13 protein-coding genes and 1 tRNA gene are annotated in these 13433 nt (G+C 59.6%); 11 read left to right on the top strand and 3 right to left on the bottom strand.

What is annotated here, in order from left to right; translation table 11 throughout:
- Positions 1–74: 74 nt before the first annotated feature.
- The 9 genes from AX760_RS20820 to AX760_RS27295 all read left to right on the top strand — a co-directional run bounded on the left by AX760_RS20820 (position 75) and on the right by AX760_RS27295 (position 5357).
- Positions 75–1367, top strand: a complete 1293-nt coding sequence (locus AX760_RS20820; protein WP_071834916.1) for a calcium-binding protein — start codon at positions 75–77, stop codon at positions 1365–1367.
- Between the two features lie 111 nt (positions 1368–1478).
- Complete coding sequence (locus AX760_RS27995) at positions 1479–1613, top strand: hypothetical protein (RefSeq protein WP_280950793.1); 135 nt, start codon at positions 1479–1481, stop codon at positions 1611–1613.
- Between the two features lie 283 nt (positions 1614–1896).
- Complete coding sequence (locus tag AX760_RS20815; RefSeq protein ID WP_071834915.1) at positions 1897–2334, top strand: YqaA family protein; 438 nt, start codon at positions 1897–1899, stop codon at positions 2332–2334.
- A gap of 88 nt (positions 2335–2422) precedes the next feature.
- Positions 2423–2953 (top strand): sigma-70 family RNA polymerase sigma factor, encoded by a 531-nt coding sequence (locus tag AX760_RS20810; RefSeq protein WP_071834914.1) that lies wholly within the window; start codon positions 2423–2425, stop codon positions 2951–2953.
- Positions 2946–3716, top strand: coding sequence for an anti-sigma factor family protein (locus AX760_RS20805; protein WP_071834913.1), 771 nt, complete (start codon positions 2946–2948; stop codon positions 3714–3716). Before AX760_RS20810 ends, AX760_RS20805 begins: the two co-directional genes overlap by 8 nt.
- Before the next feature lie 19 nt (positions 3717–3735).
- Positions 3736–4449 (top strand): Bax inhibitor-1/YccA family protein, encoded by a 714-nt coding sequence (locus AX760_RS20800; protein ID WP_071834912.1) that lies wholly within the window; start codon positions 3736–3738, stop codon positions 4447–4449.
- A 130-nt stretch (positions 4450–4579) separates the two neighbouring features.
- Positions 4580–4738 carry a hypothetical protein gene (locus AX760_RS27305; RefSeq protein ID WP_175552110.1) on the top strand — a complete coding sequence of 53 codons (159 nt, stop codon included), beginning with the start codon at positions 4580–4582 and terminating at the stop codon, positions 4736–4738.
- Positions 4739–4922: 184 nt separating this feature from the next.
- Positions 4923–5063, top strand: coding sequence for a hypothetical protein (locus tag AX760_RS27300; RefSeq protein WP_175552109.1), 141 nt, complete (start codon positions 4923–4925; stop codon positions 5061–5063).
- 117 nt (positions 5064–5180) lie between these two features.
- On the top strand, positions 5181–5357 hold the full coding sequence (locus AX760_RS27295; protein WP_175552108.1) for a hypothetical protein: 177 nt from the start codon (positions 5181–5183) through the stop codon (positions 5355–5357).
- A 36-nt stretch (positions 5358–5393) separates the two neighbouring features.
- Here the strand turns inward: AX760_RS27295 and AX760_RS20795 are convergent.
- The 3 genes from AX760_RS20795 to AX760_RS20785 form a co-directional block, all read right to left on the bottom strand.
- Positions 5394–5470: transfer RNA gene (locus AX760_RS20795), tRNA-Met, on the bottom strand.
- Positions 5471–5638: 168 nt separating this feature from the next.
- A complete protein-coding gene (gene mnmA / locus AX760_RS20790; protein WP_071835069.1) occupies positions 5639–6835 on the bottom strand; it encodes a tRNA 2-thiouridine(34) synthase MnmA in 1197 nt (398 codons plus the stop codon).
- Positions 6836–7014: 179 nt separating this feature from the next.
- The gene (locus tag AX760_RS20785) at positions 7015–7734 is read right to left on the bottom strand and encodes a helix-turn-helix transcriptional regulator (protein WP_071834911.1); all 720 of its coding nucleotides are present in this window, start codon (positions 7732–7734) and stop codon (positions 7015–7017) included.
- Between the two features lie 521 nt (positions 7735–8255).
- Here AX760_RS20785 and sciP point away from each other — a divergent pair.
- Both sciP and AX760_RS20775 read left to right on the top strand, forming a co-directional pair.
- Positions 8256–8531, top strand: a complete 276-nt coding sequence (gene sciP / locus AX760_RS20780; RefSeq protein WP_004430042.1) for a CtrA inhibitor SciP — start codon at positions 8256–8258, stop codon at positions 8529–8531.
- Between the two features lie 788 nt (positions 8532–9319).
- On the top strand, positions 9320–13405 hold the full coding sequence (locus AX760_RS20775; RefSeq protein WP_139276122.1) for a hypothetical protein: 4086 nt from the start codon (positions 9320–9322) through the stop codon (positions 13403–13405).
- Positions 13406–13433 lie beyond the last annotated feature (28 nt).

Here is a 13433-nt window from a genome sequence, read left to right as displayed (position 1 = left end):
CCATCAGGAACAGCGCATACTGAAATCAGCTGCTAGTTTCTGCCCATGTTGAACACGAATTGAGGACGAAGATCATGGGTGTCACGATTACAGGAAACAACAGCGCAAACCGGATCGTCCAGGACAATCGGTCAGAGATCATCGTCAACGCGCTCGGCGGCGATGATGTCATCATCCTCAACCTCGTCGGCAATCTCGGCGGCGACAATTTCGTCGATGCCGGTAGCGGCAACGACATCGTCGACAACCGCTTTGAAGGCGGCAACGAGATCCGTCTGGGCGCCGGCAACGACACCTATGTTGGCAATGGCTTTGCCCTGACCGGCGAAGGTTTCGACCGCGTCTTCGGTGGCGACGGCAACGACACGATCGCGGTTTCGACGTCAAACAGCGTCTATTTCGGCGAAGACGGCAACGACACGTTCATCTCCGAAGGCTGGCAGAATTTCTTCAGCGGCGGCGCCGGCACGGACACGCTGAGCTATGAACTGCGCGACGAAAGCAACGTTCTCGGCGGATCGGGCGTAACCATCGACCTGGCACAGAATTTTGCAAACACCGGCGCGATCCGGATCGAAGAGTTCTCCAGCATCGAAAATGCCACCGGCACCAATGTCGGCGACACCATCTTCGGCTCTTCGGTCAACAATGTGCTCAAGGGCCGCGGTGGCAGCGACCTGCTGGTCGGTCGCGCCGGCAACGATACGCTGGACGGCGGCACCAGCGCCGACGAAATGATCGGCGGCGCGGGCAACGACACCTATATCGTCCAGAACAGCGGCGACATCGTCGACGAACTCAACGATGGCGGTGCCGGCATCGACACGGTCAAGTCCTCCATCAGCTTCAGCCTGGAGCAAAGCGCCAAACTCGGCGGCGTCGTCGAAAAACTGACGCTGACTGGCAGCAATGCGATCAACGGCACAGGCAACAGTGCCGCCAACACGCTGACAGGAAACAGCGCCGCCAACACCCTGAACGGCGGCAGTGGCGACGATACGCTGAACGGCGGTCTCGGCAAGGACGTGCTGACCGGTGGAACCGGCGCCGACAAATTCCTGTTCAAGACAGCCCTCAATGCCTCGACCAATGTCGATCGCATCACCGACTTCAACGTCATCGACGATACGATCCAGATCGACAACGCCATCTTCACGACCGTTGCCGGAACCGGCACCCTGAGCGCCGCGCAATTCGTCAAGAACACCACGGGCTTCGCCGGCGATGGCAATGACCGGATCATCTACGAAAGCGACACCGGCAAGATCTTCTTCGACAGCAATGGAAGCGCCAGCGGCGGCAGCGTGCATTTCGCCACCGTCGGCACCAACCTCGCGCTGACGAGCGCAGACTTCTTCATCGTCTGAGGATGTCGCGAATTCGAGGCGCGTCAAAGGCGCGCCTCGACATCGGACCCCTGACAGCAGGCTGACAGGTTCGTCGTGCGATCCTTGCTGAAAGATGGGGTACTGTTGCGAATGAAGATCAGAACCATGCCGCTCGGCTTTATTTTTATCGGCCTGCTCATCGCAACCATCTGCAGCATCGCGCTCGTCCCGCATCGGGCATCGAGCCCCGCCACCGCCAGCATCTCAGGACATGCCCGCACCTGAGCAAAAGCATATCGTCGCCGGTATCCGAGACGGGACAGAGGTCGGTAGAACTTGTCCTCTCAAAACCACGACGATAGCATAGGCTGATGACAGACCCCCGGCATGGCCCACGCGACCACATCACAAACCGGCAAAGACACAGACAACGGCGCCCCGTCATTGATGCCGCGCGCGGGTTTGCCCGATGCGGGAACGGTCTTCGAGGCGAAACCGGCGATCATGAGGGATGGCAGGGGCTTAAAGCGCAGGTAACCACGCCGCCCTTCTCGACGACGGCACCCTGATGGCGGATCTTGCCGCCTATGCCGGGCTGTTTCTCTCCGCACTGGTAGCGGCTACGATTCTGCCGATGCAGTCCGAAGCCGTGCTGGTCGGATTGCTGCTCGGCGGCAACCATTCTCCCACACTCCTGATTGTCGTCGCCAGCCTGGGCAACATTCTCGGCGCAATCATAAATTGGATTCTCGGACGCGGTATCGAGCGTTTCCGCGACCGGCGCTGGTTTCCGGTCTCGGCTGAAAAACTCGAACAGGCGCAGGCCTGGTATCGCCGATATGGCAAGTGGTCACTGCTCGGAAGCTGGCTGCCGATCGTTGGCGACCCGCTCACCATCGTGGCGGGCGTGCTGAAGGAGCCCTTTCCCATGTTCCTGCTTCTCGTATCGATCGCCAAGATCGGGCGTTATCTCGTGCTTGCGGCGCTGACGTCGAGTCTGGCCTAGGACACAGTTCGAAAGCGTTGATGCGGACCGGTCGAAAATATTTTCGCGCGGATGGAATGAGAAGCGATCGCGTCTCGTATACTCTTGTATGGACTCGAAAAACCGCCCGTTCGACGTGCTCGGCCAGCTCACCGCTCTCAGGCGGTACGCCCGCTCGCTCGTGCGCAATCCGAACGATGCGGAAGACCTTGTCCACGATACGCTGGTCAAGGCCTATGAGCGCCGCGTCACCTTCCATACCGGCGCCAATCTTCGCGCCTGGCTTCTCTCCATCCTGCACAACACCCATGTCGACGGCAGACGGTCGGCGCGCGCGCAGCAGCGCCGCGACGATGCCGTGCTGCAAGAAGCGGATGTCTCGATCCCGGCGGATCAGGAAACCGTGGTTCGGCTTGGCCAGATCCGCAACGCGTTTTTCGACCTGCCGGACGAGCAGCGCGAGGCCCTGCACCTCGTCGCCATCGAGGACCTTTCCTATGAGGATGCCGCCAAGGCGCTTGGCATTCCCGTGGGCACGCTGATGTCGCGCGTCTCGCGCGCCCGCGCAAAACTCCGCGCCTTTGAGAACACACCCGCATCGCAAGCCCATCTGAAGCTTGTCGGAGGCAACAATGATTAATCCGGATCCCATCCTTGAAAGCGACCTCGACGCCTATGTCGACAACAGGCTGGCACCAGGCGCCCGTATCCGCGTGGAAAGCCACCTGTCGAAAAACCCGGCGGAAGCAGCGCGCATCATGGCCGACCTGGAGATCCGCAGCACGCTTCGCATTGCGATTGGCGAGCACGACGCCCCGCACCGCGCCGAGACCCGTGAGGCCGCCCGCCGTCTGGAAAGCAATCTGTCGATGCGTCGGACATGGGCGACCCTGCAGCGGATTGCTGCCATCGGCATCCTCGTGACCACCGGCTGGGTCGCCAGCTCGCAGATCGGGCCCTTCAACGCGACTGCGGTGAACGCCTCCGTGCATGCGCCAGCCTATGTTGAGGAAGCCATCCGCGCGCACAACACCAGCCTGCTGCGCGCCAGCATGACGTCGCAGCGCGAAGCCCCCGGCTACGACGCAGAAGACATCCGCGCGGCAACCGCCATCGTCATGCCGAAACTGCCAGGAAACTGGAAGGTCGCCGATGTGCAGATCTTCCCCTCGGATTTCGGTCCCAGCGTCGAAATGGCAATCGCCGTCGAGGGTGGCGGGCAATTGTCGCTGTTTGCCGTCCGGCCCGGTTTCTTCGCGGTCGAGAACGTCACCGACGTCAATCTTTCCGACGCCGAAGCTGCCTATTGGCAGATCGGCGAAGTCGCCTATGCGCTCGTCTCGAGCGTGCCGGATGCGACACTCGCGGCAGAGGCCCGCGACCTGTCGAAAACCCTTTACTGAGTCAACAAAGGAGACCTTCATGTACCAGAACGAACAGCGCCTCGGCGCAACAACCGCCCAGTCGGGGGCAATATTCGACGAGGGCCTGCGCAAGCACATGCTGCGTGTGTACAACTACATGGGCGCCGGCCTGCTCATCACCGGCATCGTTGCCTTCGTCATCGGCAACACGCCGGCGCTTTATGTGCCGATCTTCTCTTCGCCGCTGAAATGGGTGGTGATGCTTGCGCCGCTGGCGTTCGTGCTGTTCTTCTCGTTCAAGATCCAGACGATGTCGGCCGCAACCGCGCAGACGATGTTCTGGGCCTTCTGCGCCGTCATGGGCCTTTCGCTCGCGTCGGTCTTCCTGGTGTTCACCGGCGCCAGCATCGCACGCACTTTCTTCATTGCAGCGACCATGTTCGGTGCGACCAGCCTTTACGGCTACGTCACCAAGCGGGACCTCGCGCAGTTCGGATCGTTCCTGATGATGGGCCTGATCGGGGTGGTCATCGCCTCGGTCGTCAACATCTTCCTCGGCTCTTCGGCGCTGCAGTTTGCGATCTCGCTGATCGGTATCGCCGTCTTCGTCGGTCTCACCGCCTGGGACACGCAGAACATCAAGCAGCAGTATGCTGAAAACTTCGACCAGGAATCGCAGCAGAAGATCGCCGTTTTCGGCGCCCTCTCGCTGTTCCTCAACTTCGTCAATATTTTCCAGCTGCTGCTGTATTTCACGGGCGAACGCGAATAGTCCGGGGCCACATCGACATCGGGACTTCGAGGTCGCAGCGCAAGCTGCGGCCTTTTTTCGTGACCGACGGCGTGGTTCGGAACTATCTGACGACTCCGGTGTTTCCTGTCCTTAAACGCGGAGATGCTTCATGAAATCGCAAGCCCTGCTTTTCACTGCCATTCATCTGACAGCCGGCTTCTGTGCGCTGGCGATCGCGCATTTTTACTACCTGCCGCAGTTGCAGGACGGTGCGACCAGCATGCTGCAGAGCTACAGGATTGCGGAAACCACCCCTGACTACCGGTGAGCCCAGAAACAATTTGTCAGTCGGCTGCCCCGCAGACCGGGCGAGCATGGGCAGTCGCCACGATTGTCTGCATGACACGTCGGAATATAGCGCGATCATTGCATTCATCGGTTAGAACACACGCGGGATCGTTGCACCCTTTCAAACGTCCCAATAGCGATTCGAACGTCAGAACGGAGATACCATGCGCCTGATCATTTTAGCCCTCACTGTGACCGCCAGCCTTTCAACCCTTTCGGGCTGCTCCAGCACGGGATCAAGCAACACGACCTATGCACAAACCGGAAATTCCGGCCCAAGCGCCGTGAGTATCCCGCTGAATTGATGCAGCGACTGAGCTGAGGCCAAAGGGTTGCCCACGTGATCGCTTGAATCGATCCGTGGGCGTCCGGACGCGTGATATACGCCGCATCAACGGCGCCATATCAGCGAAAACACATTCTTGAAGATGATGATCGACAACAAAAAAGGTCGGGGCGAAACCGCACCGACCTTCGTGTCCGTCGCTTTATCACTTGTGCCAGTACATCCGTGGTCAAAAGGCTCAAGCGACGAAGACATTGCGAACATCCGCGAAGTTTTGGGACGCTCACCAGCAATGCCGATGGAAGTTATATAGGGAGTGACTGTGTCAAAATCAAGACAAAGATTGATATGGTAGCGGGAGAGGGACTCGAACCCCCGACCCCAGGATTATGATTCCCGTGCTCTAACCAACTGAGCTACCCCGCCGAGTGGACGGAAACAGCGGTTTTGGCCGCGTTGCCGTCAACAGATGGCGGCTTATAAGGTGCGGTTCATGCCGGTGTCAAGCCAAGCCGTTTCAAAAAAATGGAAGTTTTCCGAACCCGGCGGACAACCGCCCGCCAAGGTGCGGAGGACGGCAGTCGACACCTTTGATCAGGCCGCCGCCACGGTCTGCAGCAGGTCCTTCAGTGCGGCTTCCGCTGCCGCCTCGCGTTCCGACCGCAGAATGAAGCCGCCACCATAAACGCGGGCGTCCTCACCAATGCCCGAATAGAGCGCGCAGGCCTGACCCGGCGCAACCCCGGCCTCGCCTTCCAGCAGCTCGACGGAAATACCATGGCTGTCGGCATGCAGGATCGCCGGTGCCGGCTGACGGGTGGAGCGCACCTTGGCAAAGCAGGCAAAGCCTTTGGCAGCCACGTCATGGATGTCGCCATCGCCAAGCCAGTTGATGTCGCGCAGATAGACGCGGCGCGTTTCCAGCGCCTCCTTCGGGCCGACGATGACGCGGCGCGAGCGGGCGTCGAGGTGCACCACATACAGCGGCTCGCCGGTGGCCACGCCGATACCGCGGCGCTGCCCGATTGTGTAATGCAGGATGCCGTCATGGCTGCCGAGCACGCGTCCGTCCAGATGGACGATATCACCCGCCAGCGCCGCATTCGGCTTCAGCTTGTTGATGATATCGGCATATTTACCCTGCGGCACGAAACAGATGTCCTGACTGTCTGCCTTCTTGGCAACAACGAGGCCCATGTCTTCCGCCAGCGCCCGGGTTTCAGCCTTGGTCAGGTGGCCGAGCGGGAAACGCAGATAATCGATCTGCTCCTGCGTTGTGGCAAAAAGAAAATAGCTCTGGTCGCGGTCGGCATCGGTCGGCCGGAACAGCGCGCGGCGGCCGGGCGCATCCGGCTGCGGATGGGCCTTCGACCGGATATAGTGGCCCGTCGCCAGCGCATCGGCACCCAAATCGCGTGCGGTTGCGAGAAGATCGGCAAACTTGACCGTCTGATTGCAGGCGACGCAGGGGATCGGCGTCTCGCCGGCCACATAGCTTTCGGCAAAGGGATTGATCACCGTTTCGCGAAAACGCTGTTCGTAGTCGAGAACATAGTGCGGGATGCCCAGAACCTCACAGACCCGGCGCGCATCGTCGATGTCCTGGCCGGCGCAACAGGAGCCCGCACGATGCACGGCAGCGCCATGATCATAGAGCTGCAGCGTGATGCCAAGCACATCATACCCCTGGCGTTTCAGGATGCCGGCGACCACGGAACTGTCAACGCCGCCGGACATGGCGACGACGACACGGGTGTCTTCGGGCTTGCGATCAAAATCGAGACTGTTCACGGCATCCAATCCGGTCTTATTGCCTGTCGGCGACCATACCCTTTTTCGGGCAATCGGCCAAATCGCCAGAACTCCCGTCTGCAGGCGTTCTGCCGCTGGCCGGCACAGTCGCTATATAGAAAGTCGAACGCCAGCAAGCAAGGGAAACGCAATCCCCTGCCCTTGGCGTCTTGACACGATCAGATGATCTTCAGGCGCATCGCGCGGGCAATCGCCTGCATGCGGTTGACGGAATCGAGCTTTTTTGTCGCCGTCTTGAAATAGCTGGAGACAGTGTAGACAGATATGCCGAGAATAGTGGCGATTTCGTCGCTGCTTTTGCCCGCTGCAGCCCAGCGCAAGCATTCGATTTCGCGGGCCGAGAGGCGATCGCGGACTGAAATACCGGCATCAAATGTGCGCTCCAGCGTCTCGAACACCTGCAGCAGAGCAAGACAGAGGTCTGCAGCCTGCTGCCTTTCAAGTTCGCAGCGCGTGCCGAAAAGGGTGACGATGAACGGTTCGCCATAGGTCGTGTGCAGGGTGATCGAGAAAATCCGGTTCATACCCGGCTGAACCATGGCTATGCCTTCCCCGAAAAGAAGGGCCGCCTCGCCGGAGATCGGCAGCTTTGTCTGCCGAAGCCGCTCGACAAGGGCCGATGAATGAAACAGCCCCGCGGCATCATACTGGCGCACAAGTTCTGCAGGCCAGCTGCTCAGCACCAATCGTTCGGAAAAGCGTTGCTGCTCTCCGAAAGGCATACGTGCGATCATGAAGTGGTTAAAGCCGAACTGCGTCGCACACTGACGCATCAGATGAAGCACTTCATATTCCGTCTGGATGACAGGGGCAGACATGCCGAACAGAAAATCAGTATAGGCCTCGCTGCGCAAGGCCAGTTTTTCGGGGTCTTTCATTCTTGATCACCAATCAGCCGGACCATCGCGCCGGCACCAAAAAATTCCAGGGATCCGGAATTTTTCTGCAGCAACACATCGGACCAAACATAAAAAAGCGCTCGAAAGCGCCTCTTTGATTGCCCGTTAAGCAACAGGGCCTAGTCTGAAAATAATGTGATGCGACAAAGAGCATTCCGGGAACATCACAAAGATGCTCATGCTCAATTTCTGTCCTTGTATAGCAACATTTTTATGCAAATTGAACAGATATATTTGCATGGCTCCCATGCGCCACCAATTCAGCGGAAAATGGCCCGTTTTCTCCATGACCAGTGTTTGTGCAAGACAGTCTGCATGCCTATTTTCTGCGCAGCCGGACCAGCAAACCGGGAAGCCTGTGCCATCCACGGACAGGGCCTGACAACATCCCCGTGAAGTCCCTCAAATTATGAGCAAATTGTTACCGGCGGTTTAGGCAAATGTTAAATGTGGCAGGGTAAGTTGCCTGAATATGGTCTTGCGTATGTGTAGAGAGTCCGATGACCGAAATGATACGACCCCGCGTGAAATATGTCATCGGACCCGATGGCAGCCCCCTGACGATTGCCGATCTGCCGCCCGCCAATACGCGGCGATGGGTCATCAGACGGAAGGCTGAAGTGGTTGCCGCCGTTCGTGGCGGCCTACTCAGCCTCGAAGAAGCCTGCGAACGCTATACCCTGACAGTCGAAGAATTCCTCTCCTGGCAGTCCTCCATTTCTGACCATGGTCTGGCTGGCCTGCGCACAACGCGCATCCAGCAGTACCGTCACTGACACAGTGCGCTCGGGGAAACCTGAAGCGACACTTTGCCTTCATTCGGGCGGCCGCGGAGAGATCTGCGGCCGCCCGATGTTTTGCAGCACCCCGGATACGATCGCCAAGGCTGCCTGAAACCAGACACCGGGCTGGGTAGAGGCAAAAGGCGACACCTCTGGTCTGGTCTGGTCTGTGATGCGAGATAGCCAGCGCCACCAGCATGACACCCATCATCCGCCATTTCGACAAGAGCGACAAAAGCCGTGCGACGGATCCACTGATCTGGGAGCGGTGTGCAATACCGTGCAGCAAAGCCACCGTCTCCGGGGTCTGGAAACGACGATACGGAATGGAGCGTTGAAAATGGCGTGTTCGCCATGACAATAGCCCACAATCACGTCACCGACGGCCGAACCGACATCCCCCTGAGGTTGTGACGCGCGCCCGCGTCATCACGTGGTTTTGACCTGTCGTCGAGCAGTCTCCAGCCTGAAGCAAGCGTTGACCCGTACTTCAGAGTGGCATCGCGTTACCTGCAGTTGTGATGATAGCGTTGCCACTCAATGTGGGCGCTGCTGCTGACTGTGTGGGTAGCATCGAAACGAGCCACTGAAAGTCTCCGCACATGACATCGATGATATCTTCATTCAGCACTCTCCAGATCAGAGCCCTTGCGCCGTCCATCGTCGCCACCTGGAATCCTGACGATATTGCCGCATTGTCGAGCTCCCAACTGGGAGCGCTATCGTCTGTCCAGGTTGCAGCGCTTCAGCAAAACAGCATCCAGAGCTTGAACAACGATCAGATGGCTTCGATATCCCCAAAAGCGGTCGTCGGACTGACACTGGATCAATTGGCGGCTATTTCGCCCGACAAGATTGCCACGCTGAAGACGGCGCAGGTTGCAGCGCTCACGACAAGTCAGATTGCCGGTCTGAGCACCGCGCAGGCAGAGGCTTTCAATCCTTCCCAGATCGCCGCACTGAGTTCCGCGCAGATCGCGTCGCTCAGTGCCTCCGATCTTGCATCCTTCTCGACCGCCGACATTGCGGCGATCAACACGAAAGCCATCCGGGGCCTGACCAACGACCAGATCGCGGCCCTGAGCGTCGACCAGGTCACCGCGCTGACACCAGCCCAGATCGGGTTCATGAGGGACAGTCAGGTTGCAGCCTTTTCCGTATCGCAGCTCGGCGCATTCACAAAGCAGCAGATTGGGGCGATCACCGCCACGCAACTTTCCGCTTTATCGACAGCAAACATTGCAGGTCTGTCCAGCGAGCAGATCGGTGCGATCAGCACCAAGGCAATCCCCGGTTTCACCTCTGCCCAGCTTGCGGTACTGACGACCACGCAGGCCGAGGCGCTAACCTCTGGCCAGGTCCGGCAGATGAGTGCGAGGCACATCACAGCCTTGGGTCCGCAGGCGCTTTCGACCTTCTCCAACGACGATATTGCAGCAATCAACACCTCTGCGATCTCGGGCCTGACTGCCGAGCAGATTGGCGCACTGACGACGGACCAGGTTACCGCGCTGACGCCAAGCCAGATCGCCATCTTGAAACCCGCACAGATGGCCTTCTTTTCCATGTCACAGATCGGCGCGTTGACGGAGCCGCAGGTGCGCTCCCTCAGCGCCGTCCAGATTGCCGCACTGACGACGGAAAAACTCTCCTCATTCTCGACGGGACAGATCGCCGCCCTCAACACGAAGGCGATCGCCGGATTAACGCCGGCGCATATCGCTGCCTTGAGCGGAGCCCAGGTCGATGCCATGACTCCGGCTCAGATCGGAAGCCTGAGCACCAAACAGGTGGCTGCGCTCAGCACAGAAGCACTGGCTGTTTTTTCATCCGCCGATATTGCGGCCATCAAACCCAATGCCATTCCGGGCTTGTCCACAGCGCAAATCTCATCGCTCACGCTTGAGCAATTCTCAAGCTTTACCGAAAGCCAGATCGGCGCCTTTCAACCGGTTCAGATCGCGAACATGTCGCCATCGCAAATCGACGTCTGGTCAACGGCTCAGATCCGTGTGCTCACCGCGGCGCAGGTTGCGGCTTTGGGAACGGACAAGCTTTCCGTTCTGTCCGCCGAGCACGTCACTGCGCTGAGCAATCGGGCGATCGCAGGCCTGTCGCCGGCCCAGATCTCGTCCCTGTCGCCCGCCCAGGCCGAGGCCCTGACACCAACCCAGATCAGCAGTCTCGGCACAGCGCAAATCGCTGCCTTGACGCCAGCCGCTGTCGAAACGCTGACCGCCGCCAAAATTCAGGCCATCAGCGCAAAGGCCATCTCGGGTCTGTCGCTCCAGAATATGGCGGCCCTCGATCTTGATCAGGTTGCCGCATTCACCACGGCACAGATTGGGGCAATGAAGAACACGCAGATTGCGGCCATGGCTCCGGCGCAGATCGCTGCCCTGTCCAAAGCCCAGATCGGTGGCCTGAATGCTGCCCATGTCACGGCGCTCAGCAACGAGAGCATAAGGGCACTTTCCACTGAGCAAATTTCCTCCCTGAGCACAGCAGCGATGGCGGGTCTGACGACGGGACAAATCTCTCATCTGAGCTCAGCGCAGGCGGAAGCACTCACCTCCTCCCAGGTTGCAGGCCTCAGCATCCTGCAGGTGGCCGCGTTCACAGCGGAAGACCTCGCAGCATTCTCGACCGCCGACATCGCGGCGATCAGGCCCGCTTCCATTCCAGGTCTCTCCGCAGGGCAGATTGCCATGCTGGCGCCGGAACAGATCGAAGCCTTGACAACGGCGCAGATCACAGCCCTGAAAGCCAACCAGATCGCCGGCCTTCAGCCGTTGCAGGTCAACGCGTTGAGCGTCGCACAGGTGCGCGTCCTCAATGCGACGCAGGTTGCTGCGCTGACGGCAGATGGCATAGCAGCTTTGTCCGCGGATCAGATCGCAGCGCTGGCGACAAAAACTGTCGGCGGCCTGACGGCTGCACAGATGGCAAATTTTTCGGCCACCCAAACCGAGGCCTTGACTGCCGCCCAGGTCAACGGCCTGACTGCGACACAGATTGCAGCCCTCGGGCCACACGGGCTTGCCACGTTCCTTGACGAAGAGATCACTGCGATCCACACAACAGCCATCACCGGCATGACGAATGCGACGGTGGCATCACTCACTCAGCAGCAGATCGCCGCCATGACGCCCAACCAGTTCGGCGCAATGAAACCCGAACAGATCGGTGCTTTGACCGTTTCGCAGATCGATGGCATGAGTACGGCACAGATCACGGCGTTGAGCGCCAATCAGGTCGCCGCGCTGCCGATCAACAACCTCGCAGCATTCTCTCCGGATCAAATTGCAGCCCTCAGCCCCAAAGCTGTGGTCGGATTGATGCCTGCGCAAGTCGCCGCCTTGAGCACGATCCAGATCGACAGCCTTTCGACCGCCCAGATCAGTGCCCTGACTGTGACGCAGGTGGCAGCCCTGCCCGCCGGGAGCCTGTCCAATTTCCCGCCCGCAAAAATCGCAGCGATCAACCCGATCGCATTTCCCGGTCTGACCACTGACAGCATCGCCAGCCTCACTCTTGACCAGGTGGCCGCGCTGACGACAAGCCAGATCGCCGGAATGACGGGAGGCCAGGCGGCGAGTCTCTCTGCAGTACAGATGAACGGGCTGACGACTGCACAGCTCGGGGCTCTCGGCCCGACCCAGGTGGCTGCCCTGACGACGGACCGGATCGCCGCGCTTTCCGCCGAGCAGATTGCTGCGCTGGGGACCAAGGCTATCGCGGGATTGACGCCGGCGCAGATATCCGCCCTGTCCATCTCGCAGATAGACGCTCTTTCGACAGCGCAGATCGGCGCCCTGACCTCGACGCAGATGAGCAATCTCGGTGCGGCGGCGCTGTCAACCTTCTCGGCGAGCGACATAGCCGCAATCAGCACCACGGCCATTTCAGGGCTAAGCGCCCCGCAGATCGCAACCTTACGCTCTGACCAGCTTGCAGCCTTGACCACAGGTCAGGTGGCGGCGTTGACGAGCGACCAGATCGCGAGCTTCGGTTCGGGCCAGCTCGACGCATTCACGCCCACGCAGATCGCGGTTTTGAGCGCAACCCAGATCGCGGCTCTTTCACCATCAAACATCGGCGCATTGTCGCCAATCCAAATCGCAGCAATCGACGTCAAGGCAATTCCGGGCCTGAAAGCGGATCAGATGGCAGCGCTTTCGGCCGGGCAGGTGGACAGTTTGTCGAGCGCGCAAATCGGCGCGATGAGTGCCACGCAGATCGCCGCGTTGGGCAATACTGCACTCTCAACCTTCTCCGCCGCAGACATTTCGGCAATCAACACGCAGGCGATTGCAGGGTTGCCGGAATCCTTTGTCTCAGCCCTTCACCCCGAACAAGTTGCCGGGCTGACCGCAGGCCAGATCGCGAACCTGACCTATTATCAGGTGAATGGCTTCACTCCGTCGCAGATATCAGCGCTCACGCCTGCACAGATCAGCAGCTTCAATGCGCTTCAGATTGCCGCCCTCGGCTCCGAGAGGCTCACGGTACTCTCGGCCACCCAGATCGCTGCCATAAGCCCAGCGGCAATTGGCGGCCTGGCAACCGATCACGTCGCCGGCCTGACGACAGCGCAGGCGGAGGCGTTAACGCCAGCACAGATCGCAAAATTCACGGCAACGCAGATTCAGGCGATTGGCAATGCCGCATTTGCAACATTCTCGAGTGCCGATATCGCAGCCATCGGAACAAGCGCGCTACCCGGTCTTTCTCCAACCCAGATTCGTAATCTCAGCGTCAGCCAGCTCCAGGCCTTGACCCCAGCACAGGTACAAGCCCTCGGACCGGAACAGCTTGCCGCAGTAGCGGCAGCATACGATTCAGCCAGAACAGCGACGGGGTCCTAAAGCCGCTCAGCTTCCGCCAAATCCTGTA

The sequence above is a fragment of the Pararhizobium antarcticum genome (genome assembly GCF_001885585.1).
GTDB lineage: Bacteria > Pseudomonadota > Alphaproteobacteria > Rhizobiales > Rhizobiaceae > Pararhizobium > Pararhizobium antarcticum.
Note: the sequence above shows the minus strand (reverse complement) of the source record. Positions and strands in the feature narration are given on the sequence as shown.

Excerpts from the sequence above, each read along its gene's own strand:
- AX760_RS20820 (WP_071834916.1), top strand. The coding sequence starts at position 75 with ATGGGTGTCACGATTACAGGAAACAACAGCGCAAACCGGATCGTCCAG.
- AX760_RS27995 (WP_280950793.1), top strand. The coding sequence starts at position 1,479 with ATGAAGATCAGAACCATGCCGCTCGGCTTTATTTTTATCGGCCTGCTC.
- AX760_RS20815 (WP_071834915.1), top strand. The coding sequence starts at position 1,897 with ATGGCGGATCTTGCCGCCTATGCCGGGCTGTTTCTCTCCGCACTGGTA.
- AX760_RS20810 (WP_071834914.1), top strand. The coding sequence starts at position 2,423 with ATGGACTCGAAAAACCGCCCGTTCGACGTGCTCGGCCAGCTCACCGCT.
- AX760_RS20805 (WP_071834913.1), top strand. The coding sequence starts at position 2,946 with ATGATTAATCCGGATCCCATCCTTGAAAGCGACCTCGACGCCTATGTC.
- AX760_RS20800 (WP_071834912.1), top strand. The coding sequence starts at position 3,736 with ATGTACCAGAACGAACAGCGCCTCGGCGCAACAACCGCCCAGTCGGGG.
- AX760_RS27305 (WP_175552110.1), top strand. The coding sequence starts at position 4,580 with ATGAAATCGCAAGCCCTGCTTTTCACTGCCATTCATCTGACAGCCGGC.
- AX760_RS27300 (WP_175552109.1), top strand. The coding sequence starts at position 4,923 with ATGCGCCTGATCATTTTAGCCCTCACTGTGACCGCCAGCCTTTCAACC.
- AX760_RS20785 (WP_071834911.1), bottom strand. The coding sequence starts at position 7,734 with ATGAAAGACCCCGAAAAACTGGCCTTGCGCAGCGAGGCCTATACTGAT.
- sciP (WP_004430042.1), top strand. The coding sequence starts at position 8,256 with ATGACCGAAATGATACGACCCCGCGTGAAATATGTCATCGGACCCGAT.
- AX760_RS20775 (WP_139276122.1), top strand. The coding sequence starts at position 9,320 with ATGGCTTCGATATCCCCAAAAGCGGTCGTCGGACTGACACTGGATCAA.